The sequence below is a fragment of the Pseudomonas sp. NFACC25 genome (assembly GCF_900100935.1).
Taxonomy (GTDB): Bacteria; Pseudomonadota; Gammaproteobacteria; order Pseudomonadales; family Pseudomonadaceae; genus Aquipseudomonas; species Aquipseudomonas marginalis.
Genome location: NZ_FMUC01000004.1, coordinates 85171 through 100588 on the forward strand (window position 1 = coordinate 85171; position 15418 = coordinate 100588).

Genomic DNA, 15418 nt, shown 5'->3' on the forward strand with positions numbered 1-15418 from the left:
GGAGGGTGTCCATGTACGAGTCCCCCAGCTGGCTGCATGAGTTGTGGATCGCCCGGGATACGCTCTGGGCGGGGTTTCAGGCCAGTGTCGCGGTGTCGGTGCTGGCGATTGTCTTTGGCACGCTGATCGGTATCGTCGCCGGGTTGATCCTGACCTACGGCAAATTCTGGATGCGCGCACCGTTTCGCCTGTATGTCGACCTGATCCGTGGCACGCCGGTGTTTGTGCTGGTGTTGGCGTGTTTCTACATGCTGCCGGCGCTTGGCTGGAAAATCACCGCGTTCCAGGCCGGCGCCGTCGGGCTCACGCTGTTCTGCGGCTCCCACGTCTCGGAAATCGTGCGCGGTGCACTGCAAGCCATTCCCCGTGGGCAACTGGAAGCGGGCAAGGCGATTGGCCTGACGTTCCAGCAGTCCCTGGCCTACGTGCTGCTGCCCCAGGCGCTGCGGCAGATCCTGCCGACCTGGGTCAATTCCTCGACGGAAATCGTCAAGGCCTCGACCTTGCTCTCGGTGATCGGCGTGGCCGAATTGCTGCTGAGTACCCAACAAGTGATCGCGCGTACCTTCATGACCCTGGAGTTCTACCTGTTCGCCGGGTTTCTGTTCTTTGTCATCAACTACGCCATCGAGTTATTCGGGCGCTACATTGAAAAGCGGGTGGCCTTGCCATGAACCAACCTCAAACAACCGAGCCGCTGCTGGACATCCGCGGCCTGCGTAAACAATACGGCGAGGTCGAAGTGCTCAAGGGCGTCGACCTGTCCATGGCGCGCGGCAACGTGGTGACGTTGATCGGCTCCAGCGGCTCGGGCAAGACTACCTTGCTGCGTTGCGTCAACCTGCTGGAAGAGTTCCAGGGCGGGCAGATCACCCTGGATGGCGAGTCCATCGGCTACAGCGACATCGGCGGCAAGCGCGTGCGTCACCCCGAACGCGTGATTGCCCAGCACCGGGCGATGACCGGCATGGCGTTCCAGCAGTTCAACCTGTTTCCCCATCTGAGCGCGTTGCAGAACGTCACCCTCGGCCTGTTGAAAGTTAAGAAAATGCCTAAGGACGAGGCGGTGGCACTCGCGGAAAAATGGTTGGACCGTGTAGGACTTTTGCAGCGCCGCGATCACTTTCCCGGCCAACTGTCCGGCGGCCAGCAACAGCGTGTGGCGATAGCCCGTGCCATTGCCATGAACCCGAGCCTGATGCTCTTCGACGAAGTCACTTCGGCCCTCGACCCGGAATTGGTGGGCGAGGTGCTCAGTGTGATCAAGGGCCTGGCGGAAGAGGGCATGACCATGTTGCTGGTCACCCACGAAATGCGCTTTGCCTATGAAGTTTCGGACAAGATCGTCTTCATGAACCAGGGCCGGATTGAAGAGCAGGGCTCGTCGAAGGACATCTTCGAGCGGCCGCAATCGCCGCGCCTGGCGGAATTTCTCAAGAACATTCGTTTTTAATCAGGAGCATCGTTTTATGAGCATCACTCGTTACGGAGCCGGCAGTACGGCCGGCGGTGGCCAGCCGCGTCCCTTCGCCCGCGCGGTGGAAGCGGACGGTTGGCTGTACGTCTCGGGCCAAGTGCCTGCGGTGGACGGCGAAATCATCACCGGCGGGATCATCGAGCAAACCCGGCAGACCCTGCGCAACGTGGTGGCGATCCTCGAAGAAGCCGGCTACGAGTTGAAAGACGTGGTGCGGGTCGGCGTGTGGCTGGAAGACCCGCGGGACTTCTGGAGTTTCAACAAGGTCTTCGGCGAATACTTCACCCCGGAACACGCGCCGGCGCGCGCCTGTGTGCAGGCCAACATGATGGTGGACTGCAAGGTCGAGATTGATTGCGTGGCCTACAAGAAAAAGGGCTAAATTGCCCTCACCCTTAAGCCCACTGCAAATCCAATGTGGGAGGGGGCTTGCCCCCGATGGCGGTGAGTCAGTCACAAATGCATGTGCTGACACTCCCTCATCGGGGGCAAGCCCCCTCCCACAGGAGAATTGTGTCGTACCCAACAACTTCGACCGGACCGATATCGCCATGACCGAAGACACCATCAAACGCCGCGCCAAAGGCCTGGACCGTGCATTCGATATCCTCGATTTTCTCAAGGAAATCGGCCAGCCCCTGCGCCCGAATGATATTGCCAGTGGCATCGGCAGCCCCAAATCCACGGTCTACGAATTGGTCGCCTCCTTGTTGGAGCGGCGTATCCTCGAAACCGTGGGCAAGGACGGTCACGTTTACCTCGGCCGTCAGTTGTATTTCCTCGGCCAGGCCCACTTGCGTCATTTCGACCTGACCCGCGAGGCCGACCACGCCTTGCAGGAGATCGTCAGCCAAACCCACGAAACCGCGCAGATGTGCCTGCTCAACGGGCGCAAATACACGGTGGCGCTGATGCGCGAAGGCGAGCGGCATTTCCGCATTTCCTCGGACATCGGTGAAGACGCGCCGATCCCATGGACCGCCTCCGGGCGCCTGTTGCTGGGGCACTTGAGCGACCAGCAGATCATCGAACTGATCGACCACGACGACTTTATCCTGCCGGACGGCCAGCGCCTGCCGCTGGAGACCTTCCTCGCGCAAATCCGCCAGGCCACCCTCGATGGGTTCTTTTCCTTCGACAGTGTGGCCGACACCTTTACCCACTGCTTTGCCGCCCCGGTCCGGGACGCGCAGGGCGTCAGCATTGCGACGCTGTGCATCGTCGCCCCTCGGGCCGATGCGAGCAAAAACTACAACGACTATCGCCGGGTGTTGATCGACAGCGCCAACAACCTGGCCCGTCGCATCAACGAATAGGAGTTTTCCATGTCAGCCATCAATGCCGTTGAAAAGGGCGCCGCCGCCGTCGGTGCCCACCTGGTCCGTGACGTCAGCCTGCCCGCCCTGGTGCTGCACCGCGACGCCCTGGAACACAACATTCGCTGGATGCAGGATTTCGTCAGCAACAGCGGCGCGGAACTGGCGCCCCACGGCAAGACCAGCATGATGCCGGCATTGTTCCAGCGCCAGCTTGCCGCGGGCGCCTGGGGCATTACCCTGGCCAACGCGGTGCAGACCCGCGCCGCCTATGCCGGTGGCGTGCGCCGGGTGCTGATGGCCAACCAGTTGGTGGGCGCACCGAACATGGCGTTGATCGCCGACCTGCTGGCCGACAAGGATTTTGACTTCCACTGCATGGTCGACCACCCGGACAACGTCGCCGACCTGGGCCTGTTCTTCGCCGCCCGTGGCCTGCGCCTGAACGTGATGATCGAATACGGCGTGGTCGGCGGCCGTTGCGGTTGCCGCAGCGAGCAGGAAGTGCGCGACCTGGCCAAGGCGATCAAGGCCCAGCCGGCCCTGGCCCTCACCGGTATCGAAGGCTACGAAGGGGTGATCCACGGCGAGCACGCCATCAATGGCATCCGCGACTTCGCCGCGAGCCTGGTGCGCCTGGCCGTGGACCTGCAAAACAATGGGGCCTTCGACCTGCCCAAGCCCATTATCACGGCATCGGGGTCGGCCTGGTACGACCTGATCGCCGAGTCCTTCGAAACCCAAAACGCCGCCGGCCGTTTCCTCAGCGTATTGCGCCCCGGCAGCTACGTGGCCCACGACCATGGCATCTACAAAGAGGCGCAATGCTGCGTGCTCGACCGCCGCGGCGACCTCCAGGAAGGCCTGCGCCCGGCCCTGGAAGTCTGGGCCCATGTGCAATCGTTGCCTGAGCCGGGCTTTGCGGTGATCGCCCTGGGCAAGCGCGACGTGGCCTACGACGCCGGTTTACCGGTGCCGCTTAAACGCTATCGCGCCGGGATCCTGCCGGCGGAAGGCGATGATGTGAGCGCCTGCACCGTCACCGCCGTGATGGACCAGCACGCCTTCATGACCGTTGCGGCAGGTGTCGAGCTGCGCATCGGCGACATCATTTCCTTCGGCACCTCGCACCCTTGCCTGACCTTCGACAAGTGGCAGGTCGGCTGCCTGGTGGATGAGCAGTTGCGGGTGATCGAGTCCCTGGAAACCCGTTTCTGAGTGTAAAGCCATGACCACCACCCACCCCCGCATCGCCCTGATCGGCGAATGCATGATCGAATTGCAACACCGCGCCGACGGCAGCCTGCAACAGAGCTTCGGCGGCGACACCCTGAACGCGGCGGTGTACCTGCGCCGTGAGCTGGGGGATATCGGCACGGTGGACTATGTCACCGCCTTGGGCGATGACAGCTTCAGCGACGCCATGTGTGCGCACTGGGCCGAAGAAGGCTTGGGCCTGGAGCGGGTCCAGCGCCTGCCCGGGCGTTTGCCCGGCTTGTACTGCATCCAGACCGATGCCAACGGCGAGCGCAAATTCCTCTACTGGCGCAACGAAGCGGCCGTGCGCGACTGCTTTACCACGCCGGCGGCTGCGCCGATCCTGGCGGCATTGCCGGACTACAACGTGGTGTATTTCAGCGGCATTACCCTGGCGGTGCTGGGTGAAGTCGGGCGCCAGCGCCTGCTCGAAGTCCTGATCGAAACCCGCCGACGGGGCGGTGCAGTGGTGTTCGACAACAACTACCGGCCACGGCTCTGGGCCACGGTGGACGTTGCCCGCGAGGCTTATCGCAGCGTACTGGCCGAGGTGGATATCGCCTTGCTGACCGAGGATGACGAACGCGCGTTGTTTGGTTATGCCGACAGCGAACAGGTGTTCGCGGCGTACCCGGCGATTGCGGAAGTGGTGCTCAAGCGCGGTGCGGATGCGTGTTTGATCCGTTGCAACGGCGAGCGCCTTGCCGTGCCGGCGCTGAAGGTGGAGAAAGTGGTGGACACCACGGCGGCGGGGGATTCGTTCAGTGCGGCGTACCTGGCCAGTCGGCTCAAGGGCGGTTCGCCCCAGGAGGCTGCTTTGGCCGGGCATCGATTGGCGAGCCGGGTTATCCAGGTGCCGGGGGCGCTGATCCCCAGGGAGTAGGTGAATGGCCGCCTGCGGCGGATCGGGAGCAAACCCCCTGTGGGAGGGGCTTGCCCCCGATAGCGGTCTTAAGCCAAAGCCTCAATCCCGGTAAAACACCTGCACCAGGTGATACCCGAACTTGCTCTTGATCGGCCCGTGCACCACCTTCACCGGTTTCTTGAAGATCACCGCATCGATCACCCCGACCATCTGCCCCGGCCGCACTTCACCCAAGTCGCCGCCGCGCTTGCCGGACGGGCACGTGGAGTACTTCTTGGCCAGCACATCAAAGGCTTCGCCCTTGGCAATGCGCTGCTTGAGCTGTTCGGCTTCTTCGCTGGTTTTCACCAGGATATGGCGGGCTTGGGCTTTCATCGGTCTCTACCAGGTGTGCGACGGCGCGCGATTATGCCTGAACTGAATCATCGACGCTGATCATGCTGCGGATTTTGGTCGCCAGCAGGTCGATGGAAAACGGCTTGGCGACCATGTCCATGCCGTCCTCCAGGAAGCCCTGGCGTTCGGCGGCTTTCTCCGCGTAGCCGGTCATGAACAGCACCTTGAGCCCCGGCCGATGCTGGCGGGCGATCTCCGCCAGTTGGCGGCCGTTCATGCCGGGCAGGCCGACGTCTGTCACCAGCAGGTCCACGCGCAAGTCCGACTCCAGCAACGGCAGCGCCGCACGGGCATCCGCCGCCTGGTGCGCGGTATAACCCAGCTCGTCGAGCACATTGACCACCAGCATGCGCACCGCCGGGTCATCCTCGACCACCACCACCGCTTCGCCGGCAAGGGCCAGCGGGACTTCGCCCGGATGGGCGGGCTGGCTGCTTTCCAGGGAGGTGCCGTGCAGGCGCGGCAGGTACAGGCGCACGCAAGTGCCCTGACCCGGTTCGCTCTGGATGGTCACGTGGCCACCGGACTGCTGGGCAAACCCATAGATCATCGACAGCCCCAGGCCGGTGCCCTGGCCGATGGGCTTGGTGGTGAAGAACGGGTCGAACGCCTTGGCGAGAATCTTCGGTGCCATGCCGCTGCCGTTGTCACACACGCCGAGCATCACGTAGTCGCCGGCCCTGACTGGTTCGAGGGTGGTGATATCGGTGCCGTCCAGGTAGCTGTTGGCGGTTTCGATCAGCAGTTCGCCGCCATCGGGCATGGCGTCGCGTGCGTTGATTACCAGGTTGAGCAGGGCGTTTTCCAGTTGGCTGGCGTCGGTGTTGACCGGCCAGATGTCGCGGCCCAGTTGCACCTTGAGCGTGATATGCGCGCCCTTGGTGCGCTGGAACAGCTCCTCCAGGGACGCTACCAACTGGTTCGGATCCAGCGGGCGAAGGTCCAGCGACTGGCGCCGTGAAAACGCCAGCAGACGGTGGGTGAGGGCGGCCGCGCGATGGGCCGAGGACACGGCGGCGTCGGTAAAGCGGCCGATCTCGTCGCTGCGCCCGGCGGCGATGTAGCGCTGCATCAGGTCCAGGCTGCCGATGATGCCGGTGAGCATATTATTGAAGTCGTGGGCGATACCGCCGGTGAGCTGGCCCACCGCTTCCATCTTCTGCGCATGGCGCAGGGCATCTTCGGCGCGCTCGCGCTCGAACATCTCGTTTTGCAGGCGTTCGTTGGCTTCGGCCAGCGCCTGGGTGCGCTGGGCCACGCGCTCCTCGAGGTTCTCGTTGAGGTGGCGCAGGGCTTCTTCGGTGAGTTTGCGTTCGGTTTCATCGATGACAAAGATGTAGAAACCGTTCACCGAGCCGTCATTGCTGAAGCGTGGCAGGTATTTCATCAACGCATGGCGCGGGCGGCCATCGCGATGGGGGGTGACGGTCATGAAACTGCAGGCCTTGCCCCTGAGCGCAGCGGCGATCTTGTCCTCGCGCCCGGCGTACACATCGTCGCCGAGCACTTCGCGGATGGTCTTGCCGTACAGCTCCTGGGGCGTCAGGCCGTACCAGTCGAGGTAGGCACTGTTGTTCAGGCGAAAACGCTGCTCGTGGTCGACGTAGCCGATCAGCACCGGCATGGCGTTGATGATCAACTGCAGTTCGGTCTGGCTCTGGCGCAGGGCCTGCTCGGTGTTTTTGCGCTCGGTGAGGTCCAGTGCCGCGCCGAGGAAGCGCGCGGGGCGGCCTTGATGATCCTTGTAGCAACGCCCCCGGGCGAACACCCAGCGCACCTGGCCGTCGGCCTGTTGCAGGCGATATTCCTCGGCGTATTCAGTGCCGTAGGTGATGCAATGCTTGATGCTGCGCGCCACCATGCCGCGGTCTTCGGGATGTACGCCTTGCAGGTAGTCGCTGATCGGCAACCGGCTGGCGTCGCTTGGATCAACCCCGTGCAGGTAGGCGAAGTGCGCGTCGGCGATAAAGCGGTCTTCGCCAATGTCCCAGTCCCAGGTGCCCACCGCATCGGTGGCGGCCAGGGCCAGTTGCAGGCGTTGTTCGGTGTTGTGCTGGGCCTTGCGCCGTTCGTTGGTTTCGATGGCCGTGACCAGGATGCCGGCCACATTGGCGCTTTCATCGCGGATCGGGCTGTAGGTCAGGTCCAGCCAGATTTCGGTGTCGCGATTGTTGCGTTGCAGGACAAAACGCTGCTCGCTGAAGGTGCGCACCTGGCCGGTCAGCACGGCGTCGTAGATCGGCGCAGTGAAGCTTTCGAGTTCCGGCCAGGTCTGGTGCGCCGGCTGGCCCATGGCGTCCGGGTGTTTATTGCCCGCCAGCAGGGCGAAGCCGTCGTTGTAGAGTTGGGTGAGTTCGCTGCCCCACAGCAGGAGCATCGGCATCGGAGAGTGGATGACGATGTCCACGGCTGTGCGCAGGCTTTGCGGCCAATCATTGGCCTCACCGAGGGGGCTGTGCGCCCAGTCCAGCCGCGCAATCAATGCAGCGGCTTCGCTGCCGGTGGTTGTTCCCTTCATAAAAAGCCCTGAGCGTAACGCTTTGAAAAATGACAACACCCATTATCCCGTGGGACACCGATGGGTGACTACCCTCGAAAAATAGCATGCATTGAGGGTTTGTCTTCAAATGAGTGCGGCAGGGCTGAAACCTTTCATCTTTCCGCCAGTTCGGGGCGGTCGCGAAATTGCTCCAGGGCCTGCGGGTTGGCCAGTGCGTCGGTATTCTTCATCGGCTCGCCGTGCACCACGTTGCGCACCGCCAGTTCGACGATCTTGCCGCTGATGGTGCGGGGGATATCGCTGACGGCGAGGATCTTCGCCGGCACATGGCGCGGCGTGGTGTTGGCGCGGATCACCTGGCGGATCTGCTGCGCCAGGGCCTCATCCAGTTCGATGCCGTCATCCAGGCGTACAAACAGCACCACCCGCACATCGTCCTGCCAGCGTTGGCCGATGGCCAGGCTTTCCAGCACCTGCGGGACTTTTTCCACCTGGCGATAAATCTCCGCGGTGCCGATGCGCACGCCGCCGGGGTTGAGCACTGCGTCGGAGCGGCCGTGAATCAGCAGGCTGCCGTTGGGGCGTTGCTCGGCGTAGTCGCCCTGGGCCCACACGCCGGGAAACTGGCTGAAATACGAGGCGCGCAGCTTCTTCTGGTGCGGGTCGTTCCACAAACCGATGGGCATCGCCGGGAAGTGCCGGGTGCACACCAGCTCGCCTTTTTCCCCGACCAACGGTTGGCCCTGGTCGTCCCACACCTCGATGGCCATGGCCAGGCTCTTGCACTGCATTTCCCCGCGCCGCACCGGCAACACCGGATTGCCGATCACAAAGCAGGAGACGATATCGGTGCCACCGGACATCGAGGACAGGCACAACTCGGCCTTGATCTCGCGGTACACGTAGTCGTAGCTCTGGGGCGACAAGGGCGAGCCGGTCGAAATCAGGCCCTTGAGGCTGCCCAGGTCGTGGCTCAGGCGCGGTTGCAGCCCGGCCTTTTCCAGGGTGGCGAGGAACTTGGGGCTGGTGCCGAACACGCTGATCTTTTCCGCGTCGATCAGGTCGATCAAGCGTTCCGGGCCGGGGTGAAACGGCGAGCCGTCATACAGCACCGCCGTGGCCCCGATCGCCAGCACCGAGACCAGCCAGTTCCACATCATCCAGCCGCAGGTGGTGTAGTAGAACAGGCAATCCTCGCGGGAGATATCCGCGTGCAGGCCGTGTTCCTTGAGGTGGGTGAGCAGCACGCCGCCGGTGCCGTGGATGATGCATTTGGGCACGCCGGTGGTGCCGCTGGAATAGAGGATATACAGCGGATGGTCGAACGGCACCGCGACGAATTCAGGCGCGCCGCCGGGTTGGTAGAAGTCGTTCCACAGGGCGACGCGGGCCTGGGTCTGATAGTCCTCGACGCAGGCCTGGGGCCGTGCATACGGGACGATGATCAATTGTTCCAGGGACGGCAGGCGTTCGAGGATTTCATTGAGCTTGGCGCTCTGATCGATGGTTTTGCCGGCATAACGGTAGCCGGCGCAGGTGATCAGCACCTTGGGCTCGATCTGGCCGAAGCGGTCGATGACGCCTTGGGTGCCGAAGTCTGGCGAGGAGCATGACCAGATCGCGCCGAGGCTGGTGGTGGCCAGCATGCCGACCAGGGTTTGCCAGGTGTTGGGCATGCAGGCGGCGACCCGGTCACCGCGGCCGACACCGGCCGCCCGCAGGCTGTCCTGCAGGCCGGCGACGTGGGCGGCCAGTTCGGCGTAGGTCAGTTGTTCACGCTGGCCGTCTTCGCTGATCGCGACCACCGCCGGGTGATCGTCGCGGCGGCGCAACAGGTGTTCGGCAAAATTCAGGGTCGCGCCGGGAAACCACTGGGCGCTGGGCATCTCGACGTCTTCGATCAGCACTGCACTGGGCGGGCTGCGAAACTGCACATCGAAGAACGTGACGATCGCCTGCCAGAAGTCCGGGCGCTGGTCGATGCTCCACTGGTGCAGGGCCGGATAGTCGCTGAGCTGCACGCCGTGGCGATCATTGATAAAGCGCCGGAACTGGTCCATTCGCGTGGTGCGGATGCGTTCGGGGGAAGGTTGCCAGAGGATTTCGGACATCAGCACGGTCTCTTGTTCTTATGCAGGTTTTCCAAACTATAGCGTTCTAATGTGTCTGGCCTTATTGGGCCAGCCAGCCGCCATCAATGTTCCACGCCGCCCCCCGCACCTGGGCACCGGCCTCGCTGCACAAGAACAGCACCAGCTCTCCCAGCTGCGACGGCGTCACGAACTCCAGGGACGGCTGTTTCTCCGCCAGCAGATCATGTTGCGCCTGCTGCGGATCGACGCCGTTGGCCACGCGATCATCAATCTGCTTCTGCACCAGCGGCGTCAGCACCCAGCCGGGGCAGATCGCGTTGCAGGTCACGTTGCTGGTGGCGGTCTCCAGGCCCACCACCTTGGTCAAGCCGATCACGCCGTGCTTGGCTGCCACATAAGCGGCCTTGCCCACCGAGCCGACCTGGCCGTGCACCGAGGCGATGTTGACGATACGCCCCCAGCCCTTGGCCTTCATGCCCGGCAGGCTCAAGCGCGTGCTGTGGAACACCGAGGACAGGTTGATCGCGATGATCGCGTCCCAGCGTTCCACCGGGAAGTCCTCCACCGCCGCCACATGCTGGATGCCGGCGTTGTTGACCAGGATGTCGACACCGCCGAACTCACGCTCGGCGTAGGCCAGCATGTCGGCGATCTGCGCCGGGTCGCTGACGTCCGCCGGGTGGTGGCCGACCTTGCCGCCAAACGCCTGCACCTGGGCGACCACCGCGCTGGCGTCGCCGAAGCCGTTGAGGATCAGGTTGGCACCGGCCTTGGCCAGGCTCAGGGCGATACCCAGGCCGATGCCGCTGGTGGAACCGGTGACCAGGGCGGTCTTGCCGTTCAATCTTGTCATGAAAACCTCACACAATGCCGGTGGCGTAGAAAGTACCGATCACCACGAACACCGCGAGGGTCTTGATGATCGTGATGCCGAAAATGTCCTTGTAGGCTTCGCGGTGGGTCAGGCCGGTCACCGCCAGCAGGGTGATCACCGCGCCGTTGTGGGGCAGGGTGTCCATGCCGCCGCTGGCCATGGCCGCGACCCGGTGCAGCACTTCAAGGGGAATATTGGCCGCATGGGCCGCCGCAATAAAGCTCTCGGACATGGCCGCCAGGGCGATGCTCATGCCACCGGACGCGGATCCGGTGATACCGGCCAGCAGGGTCACGGTAATCGCTTCGTTGACCAGCGGGTTGGGGATGCCCTTGAGCCAGTCCGCCAGCACCAGGAAGCCCGGCAGCGAAGCGATCACCGCGCCGAAACCATATTCGGAAGCGGTGTTCATCGCCGCCAGCAATGCGCCGCTGACCGCGCTCTTGCTGCCGTCGGCGAGCTTACTTTTGATCGCCGACCAGCCGAATACCAGCACCATGATGATGCCCACCAGCAACGCCGCCTGCACCGCCCAGATCGCCGTGAGCTTGGCGATTTCGGTGGTCACCGGTGCGCTCATGCCCGGCAGGCTGAGGCTGTGGGTCTTGCCATACCATTGTGGGATCCAATGGGTGAACAGCAGGTTCATCACGCCCACCAGGATCAGCGGCGACAGTGCGATCCACGGGTTGGGCAGCGTGAGGTTCTCGGCGGTTTCCGGCTCGTTGCGCAGCTCGGTGCCGTAGCCTTCACCGGCGCGCTGGGCCTTGTTGCGCTGGCGCGCCAGGTAGAGCATGCCGGCGCAGAACACGAAAATCGTGCCGATCAGCCCCAGCCACGGCGCTGCCCAGGCGGTGGTGTTGAAGAAGGTGCTGGGGATGATGTTCTGGATCTGCGGCGTGCCGGGCAGGGCGTCCATGGTGAACGAGAACGCACCGAGGGCGATGGTCGCCGGGATCAGGCGCTTGGGGATATTGCTCTGGCGGAACATCTCCGCCGCAAACGGGTACACCGCAAACACCACCACAAACAGCGACACGCCGCCGTAGGTGAGCAGGGCGCAGACCAGCACGATCACCAGCATCGCCTGGCGCGTGCCGAGCAAACGGATCGCCGCCGCCACGATAGAACGCGAGAAACCCGACAGCTCGATCAGCTTGCCGAACACCGCACCGAGCAGGAATACCGGGAAATACAGTTTGATAAAGCCGACCATTTTCTCCATGAACACCCCGGTAAAGGCAGGGGCGACGGCGGACGGGTCGGTGAGCAGCACGGCGCCGAGGGCGGCGATGGGGGCAAACAGGATAACGCTATAGCCACGGTAGGCAGCCAGCATCAGCAACGCGAGCGCTGCCAGGGCAATGATCACACTCATGGTGTGTCTCCATCGGATTGTTATTGTTGTGGGTGAAGCAGTGGGGAGGGCTATAGCGAGATGTGTGCCATATTTTCAAGTTATTGAAATATATGGATATTTTTTAATTTCTTTCGAGTGTTTTTGAATGCTGTCTCTATTTGGAGACAAATGAAGATCAAATGTGGGAGGGGGCTTGCCCCCGATAGCGGTGCATCAGCCAGCATATGTGTTGACTGACCTAATGCTATCGGGGGCAAGCCCCCTCCCACAGGGAATGTCTTTGTATGGAGAATTTGGTCTCTATTTTGAGACTAGGCGATACCCAGTGCCACCATCTTCTTGTACAACGTCGATCGCCCCAACCCCAATCGCCTGGCCGCCTCTACCACATTGCCCTCACACGCCCTGAGTGCCGCCGCAATCACCTGCCGATCAAACCGCTCCCGCGCCGCCGCAAACGTCTCACCCTCAACCGTGTCCACCGCGCCGCGCGTCACCGGGCTGAACGTGCCAATCGCCGCACGAATGTCCCCAGCGTTCAACACCAGGTCATCGCTCAGCAACGCCGCGCGCTCCAGCACGTTGCGCAGTTCGCGGATGTTCCCCGGCCACGCATGCTGTGCCAACAGCGCCAGGGCCTCGCGGTCCAGTTCATGCTGGCTGCGCAGTTCCTCGAGGATCGCTTCGCTCAGCGCCGGAATGTCCTCCAGCCGCTCACGCAGCGGCGGCACCTGGATCGGCAATACGTTCAGGCGGTAATACAGGTCCGCACGGAACTCACCGCGCTTGATCGCCGCTTCCAGGTCCATGGAGGTGGCCGCGATCACCCGCACATCGCTGTGCAGCATTTCGTTGGAACCCACCGGTTCGAATTCCTTTTCCTGCAACACCCGCAGCAGCTTGCTTTGCAGCGGCAGCGGCATATCGCCGATTTCATCGAGGAACAGCGTGCCGCCCTGGGCAATCTGGAATTTACCCGGGCGGCCCTTGCGATCGGCACCGGTAAAGGCGCCCGGCGCGGTGCCGAAGAACTCGGCCTCCAGCAGGTCATGGGGAATCGCCGCGCTGTTGATGCTGACGAACGCCTTGTGCGCCCGCGGTGAGGCGCCGTGGATCGCCTGGGCGAGCAATTCCTTGCCGGTGCCGGTCTCGCCCAGCAGCAGCACCGGCGATTCGGCGCTTGCGCTGCGCCGGGCACGGCGTTTGACTTCCAGGCTGGCGGCGCTGGTGCCGATAAAGTGCGCGAAGTTGTACTTGCTCTGGCGTGAGCGCAGTAACGAGCGGGTGGAGGCCAGTTCCTGCTGCATGCTCAGGTAGCGTTCGATCAGCGGCGACAGGTTGCGCAGCTCATCGAACAAGGCAAAGCCAATCGCACCGATCACTTCACCGGCGTCGTTGTGGATCGGCAGGCGCATCACCACCAACGGGCCTTTGGGGGTGTCCTGGATGTCCAGCAGAATCGGCCGGTCGGTGCGCACCACCTGGCGCAACAGGCTGTTGGAAATCACCTGCTCGCACGGCTGGCCGATGGCTTCATCGGCACTCTTGAGGCCGAAGCGCTTGGCGTAGCGCTCGTTCATCCAGACGATATTGGCGTCGCGGTCGACAATCACCGTGCCTTCGCTGGACTGCTCGATGATCTCGAACAGCGACTGGATCGCCAGGCCGCGAACCTGTTGGTAGTCCGTCAGGCTGGTACTCATGACGACAGCCCGCCGGCCGCCGCCAGGAGTTCCTTGGTATACGGGTGCTGCGGCGCTTCGAAAACGTCATGGCTCGGCCCGCGCTCCACCACCTTGCCGTCCTTGATCACGATCATGTCATGGGCCATGGCGCGCACCACGGCGAGGTCATGGCTGATAAACAGGTAGGTCAGGCCGTACTTTTCCTGCAATTCACGCAGCAACGCTACGACCTGCTTCTGTACGGTGCGGTCGAGGGCTGAGGTAGGTTCGTCCAACAGCATCAACGCCGGCTTGAGCACCAGCGCGCGGGCGATGGCGATGCGTTGGCGCTGGCCGCCGGAGAATTCATGGGGGAAGCGATGGCGACTGGCGGGGTCGAGGCCCACGTCCTTGAGCACCTGGATCACTTGCGCATCGCGGTCGGCGAGGCTGCACGGCGCATGCACCTCCAGGCCTTCGCTGATGATCTGCTGCACCGACATGCGCGGGCTGAGGCTGCCGTAGGGGTCTTGGAAGACCACTTGCATCTGCTTGCGCCACGGGCGCATCTGCTTGTGGTTGAGCGGGTCGAGGGCCTCGCCCTGGAAGCGGATGCTGCCGGTGGAATCCAGCAGGCGCAGGATCGCCTGGCCGAGGGTGGACTTGCCCGAACCGGACTCGCCGACAATCCCCAGGGTCTTGCCGCGCTGCACGCTGAGGCTGATGCCATCCACCGCGCGCAGGTAGGTCTTGCGCCGGAACAGACCGCCGCCCAGGGGGAATTGCACGCTCAGGTCGTGCACGTCCAGCACGGTCTCCCGTGGCTCGCTGCACAGCACATCGCCGGACGGCTCGGCGTCCAGCAGCAGGCGGCTGTAGGGGTGTTGGGGGGCCGTGAACAAGGTCTCGCAGTCAGCCTGCTCGACAATCTCGCCGGCACGCATCACGCACACCCGCTGGGCAATGCTGCGCACCAGGTTGAGGTCATGGCTGATCAGCAGCAGCGACATGCCCAGGCGGTGTTGCAGGGACTTGAGCAGCAGCAGGATCTTGCGCTGCACGGTCACGTCAAGGGCGGTGGTGGGCTCGTCGGCGATCAACAGCTCCGGCTCACAGGCCAGGGCCATGGCGATCATCACCCGTTGGCGCTGGCCCCCGGAGAGTTGGTGGGGATAGGCCTTGAGGCGTTCCTGGGGTTTCTGGATGCCCACCAACTGCAGCAACTCGAGGATGCGCGCCTGCGCCGCCTTGCCGCCCAGGCCCTTGTGCAGCAGCAAGGTTTCGCCGATCTGTTTTTCGATGCTGTGCAGCGGGTTGAGGGAGGTCATCGGCTCCTGGAAGATCATCGCAATGCGGTTGCCGCGCAGTTTCTGCAAGGTCGATGCCGAGGCGCCGACCAGTTCCTGGCCGCGATATTTCACGGAGCCACGGGTTTCAGTACCGGCTTCGGGCAGCAGTTGCAGAATCGAATGGGCGGTCACCGACTTGCCGGAGCCGGACTCACCCACCAGCGCCAGGCACTCGCCGGGACGGACGTCCAGGCTCAGGTTGCGTACCACGGTCTGGCCGCTGAAGGCGACGCTGAGGTCGCGGATTTCGATCAGGTTCATACGCAG

The 15418-nt window shown here is 63.4% G+C and carries 13 protein-coding genes; 6 read left to right on the forward strand and 7 right to left on the reverse strand.

From position 1 onward, the window contains the following. The first annotated feature begins 11 nt into the window (after positions 1-11). The 6 genes from BLQ09_RS11375 to BLQ09_RS11400 all read left to right on the forward strand — a co-directional run bounded on the left by BLQ09_RS11375 (position 12) and on the right by BLQ09_RS11400 (position 4933). Positions 12-674 (forward strand): amino acid ABC transporter permease, encoded by a 663-nt coding sequence (locus BLQ09_RS11375; protein ID WP_092356744.1) that lies wholly within the window; start codon positions 12-14, stop codon positions 672-674. Continuing rightward, the gene (locus BLQ09_RS11380) at positions 671-1453 is read left to right on the forward strand and encodes an amino acid ABC transporter ATP-binding protein (RefSeq protein ID WP_027608630.1); all 783 of its coding nucleotides are present in this window, start codon (positions 671-673) and stop codon (positions 1451-1453) included. The genes BLQ09_RS11375 and BLQ09_RS11380 overlap by 4 nt, the downstream gene beginning before the upstream one ends. Before the next feature lie 16 nt (positions 1454-1469). Next, positions 1470-1859 (forward strand): RidA family protein, encoded by a 390-nt coding sequence (locus BLQ09_RS11385; protein ID WP_012723821.1) that lies wholly within the window; start codon positions 1470-1472, stop codon positions 1857-1859. A 169-nt stretch (positions 1860-2028) separates the two neighbouring features. Next, a complete protein-coding gene (locus BLQ09_RS11390) occupies positions 2029-2793 on the forward strand; it encodes an IclR family transcriptional regulator (RefSeq protein ID WP_027608629.1) in 765 nt (254 codons plus the stop codon). Between the two features lie 9 nt (positions 2794-2802). Beyond that, positions 2803-4011: an amino acid deaminase gene (locus BLQ09_RS11395; protein ID WP_027608628.1), complete on the forward strand. Its 1209-nt coding sequence runs from the start codon at positions 2803-2805 to the stop codon at positions 4009-4011. A gap of 10 nt (positions 4012-4021) precedes the next feature. Next, positions 4022-4933, forward strand: coding sequence for a sugar kinase (locus tag BLQ09_RS11400; protein ID WP_092356747.1), 912 nt, complete (start codon positions 4022-4024; stop codon positions 4931-4933). Between the two features lie 81 nt (positions 4934-5014). On the opposite strand, the gene BLQ09_RS11405 is transcribed toward BLQ09_RS11400, so the two are convergent. The 7 genes from BLQ09_RS11405 to BLQ09_RS11435 form a co-directional block, all read right to left on the reverse strand. Continuing rightward, positions 5015-5290 carry a peptidylprolyl isomerase gene (locus BLQ09_RS11405; RefSeq protein ID WP_010564624.1) on the reverse strand — a complete coding sequence of 92 codons (276 nt, stop codon included), beginning with the start codon at positions 5288-5290 and terminating at the stop codon, positions 5015-5017. Positions 5291-5321: 31 nt separating this feature from the next. Further along, the gene (locus BLQ09_RS11410; RefSeq protein ID WP_027608626.1) at positions 5322-7829 is read right to left on the reverse strand and encodes a PAS domain-containing hybrid sensor histidine kinase/response regulator; all 2508 of its coding nucleotides are present in this window, start codon (positions 7827-7829) and stop codon (positions 5322-5324) included. Between the two features lie 134 nt (positions 7830-7963). After that, complete coding sequence (locus BLQ09_RS11415; RefSeq protein WP_092356750.1) at positions 7964-9922, reverse strand: acetoacetate--CoA ligase; 1959 nt, start codon at positions 9920-9922, stop codon at positions 7964-7966. A 61-nt stretch (positions 9923-9983) separates the two neighbouring features. Next, positions 9984-10757, reverse strand: coding sequence for a 3-hydroxybutyrate dehydrogenase (locus tag BLQ09_RS11420; RefSeq protein WP_092356753.1), 774 nt, complete (start codon positions 10755-10757; stop codon positions 9984-9986). A 7-nt stretch (positions 10758-10764) separates the two neighbouring features. Next, positions 10765-12156: a GntP family permease gene (locus BLQ09_RS11425; protein ID WP_027608623.1), complete on the reverse strand. Its 1392-nt coding sequence runs from the start codon at positions 12154-12156 to the stop codon at positions 10765-10767. Positions 12157-12449: 293 nt separating this feature from the next. Beyond that, the gene (locus BLQ09_RS11430) at positions 12450-13841 is read right to left on the reverse strand and encodes a sigma-54 interaction domain-containing protein (protein ID WP_092356756.1); all 1392 of its coding nucleotides are present in this window, start codon (positions 13839-13841) and stop codon (positions 12450-12452) included. Continuing rightward, positions 13838-15412: an ABC transporter ATP-binding protein gene (locus BLQ09_RS11435; protein WP_092356759.1), complete on the reverse strand. Its 1575-nt coding sequence runs from the start codon at positions 15410-15412 to the stop codon at positions 13838-13840. The genes BLQ09_RS11430 and BLQ09_RS11435 overlap by 4 nt, the downstream gene beginning before the upstream one ends. Between the last annotated feature and the right edge of the window lie 6 nt (positions 15413-15418).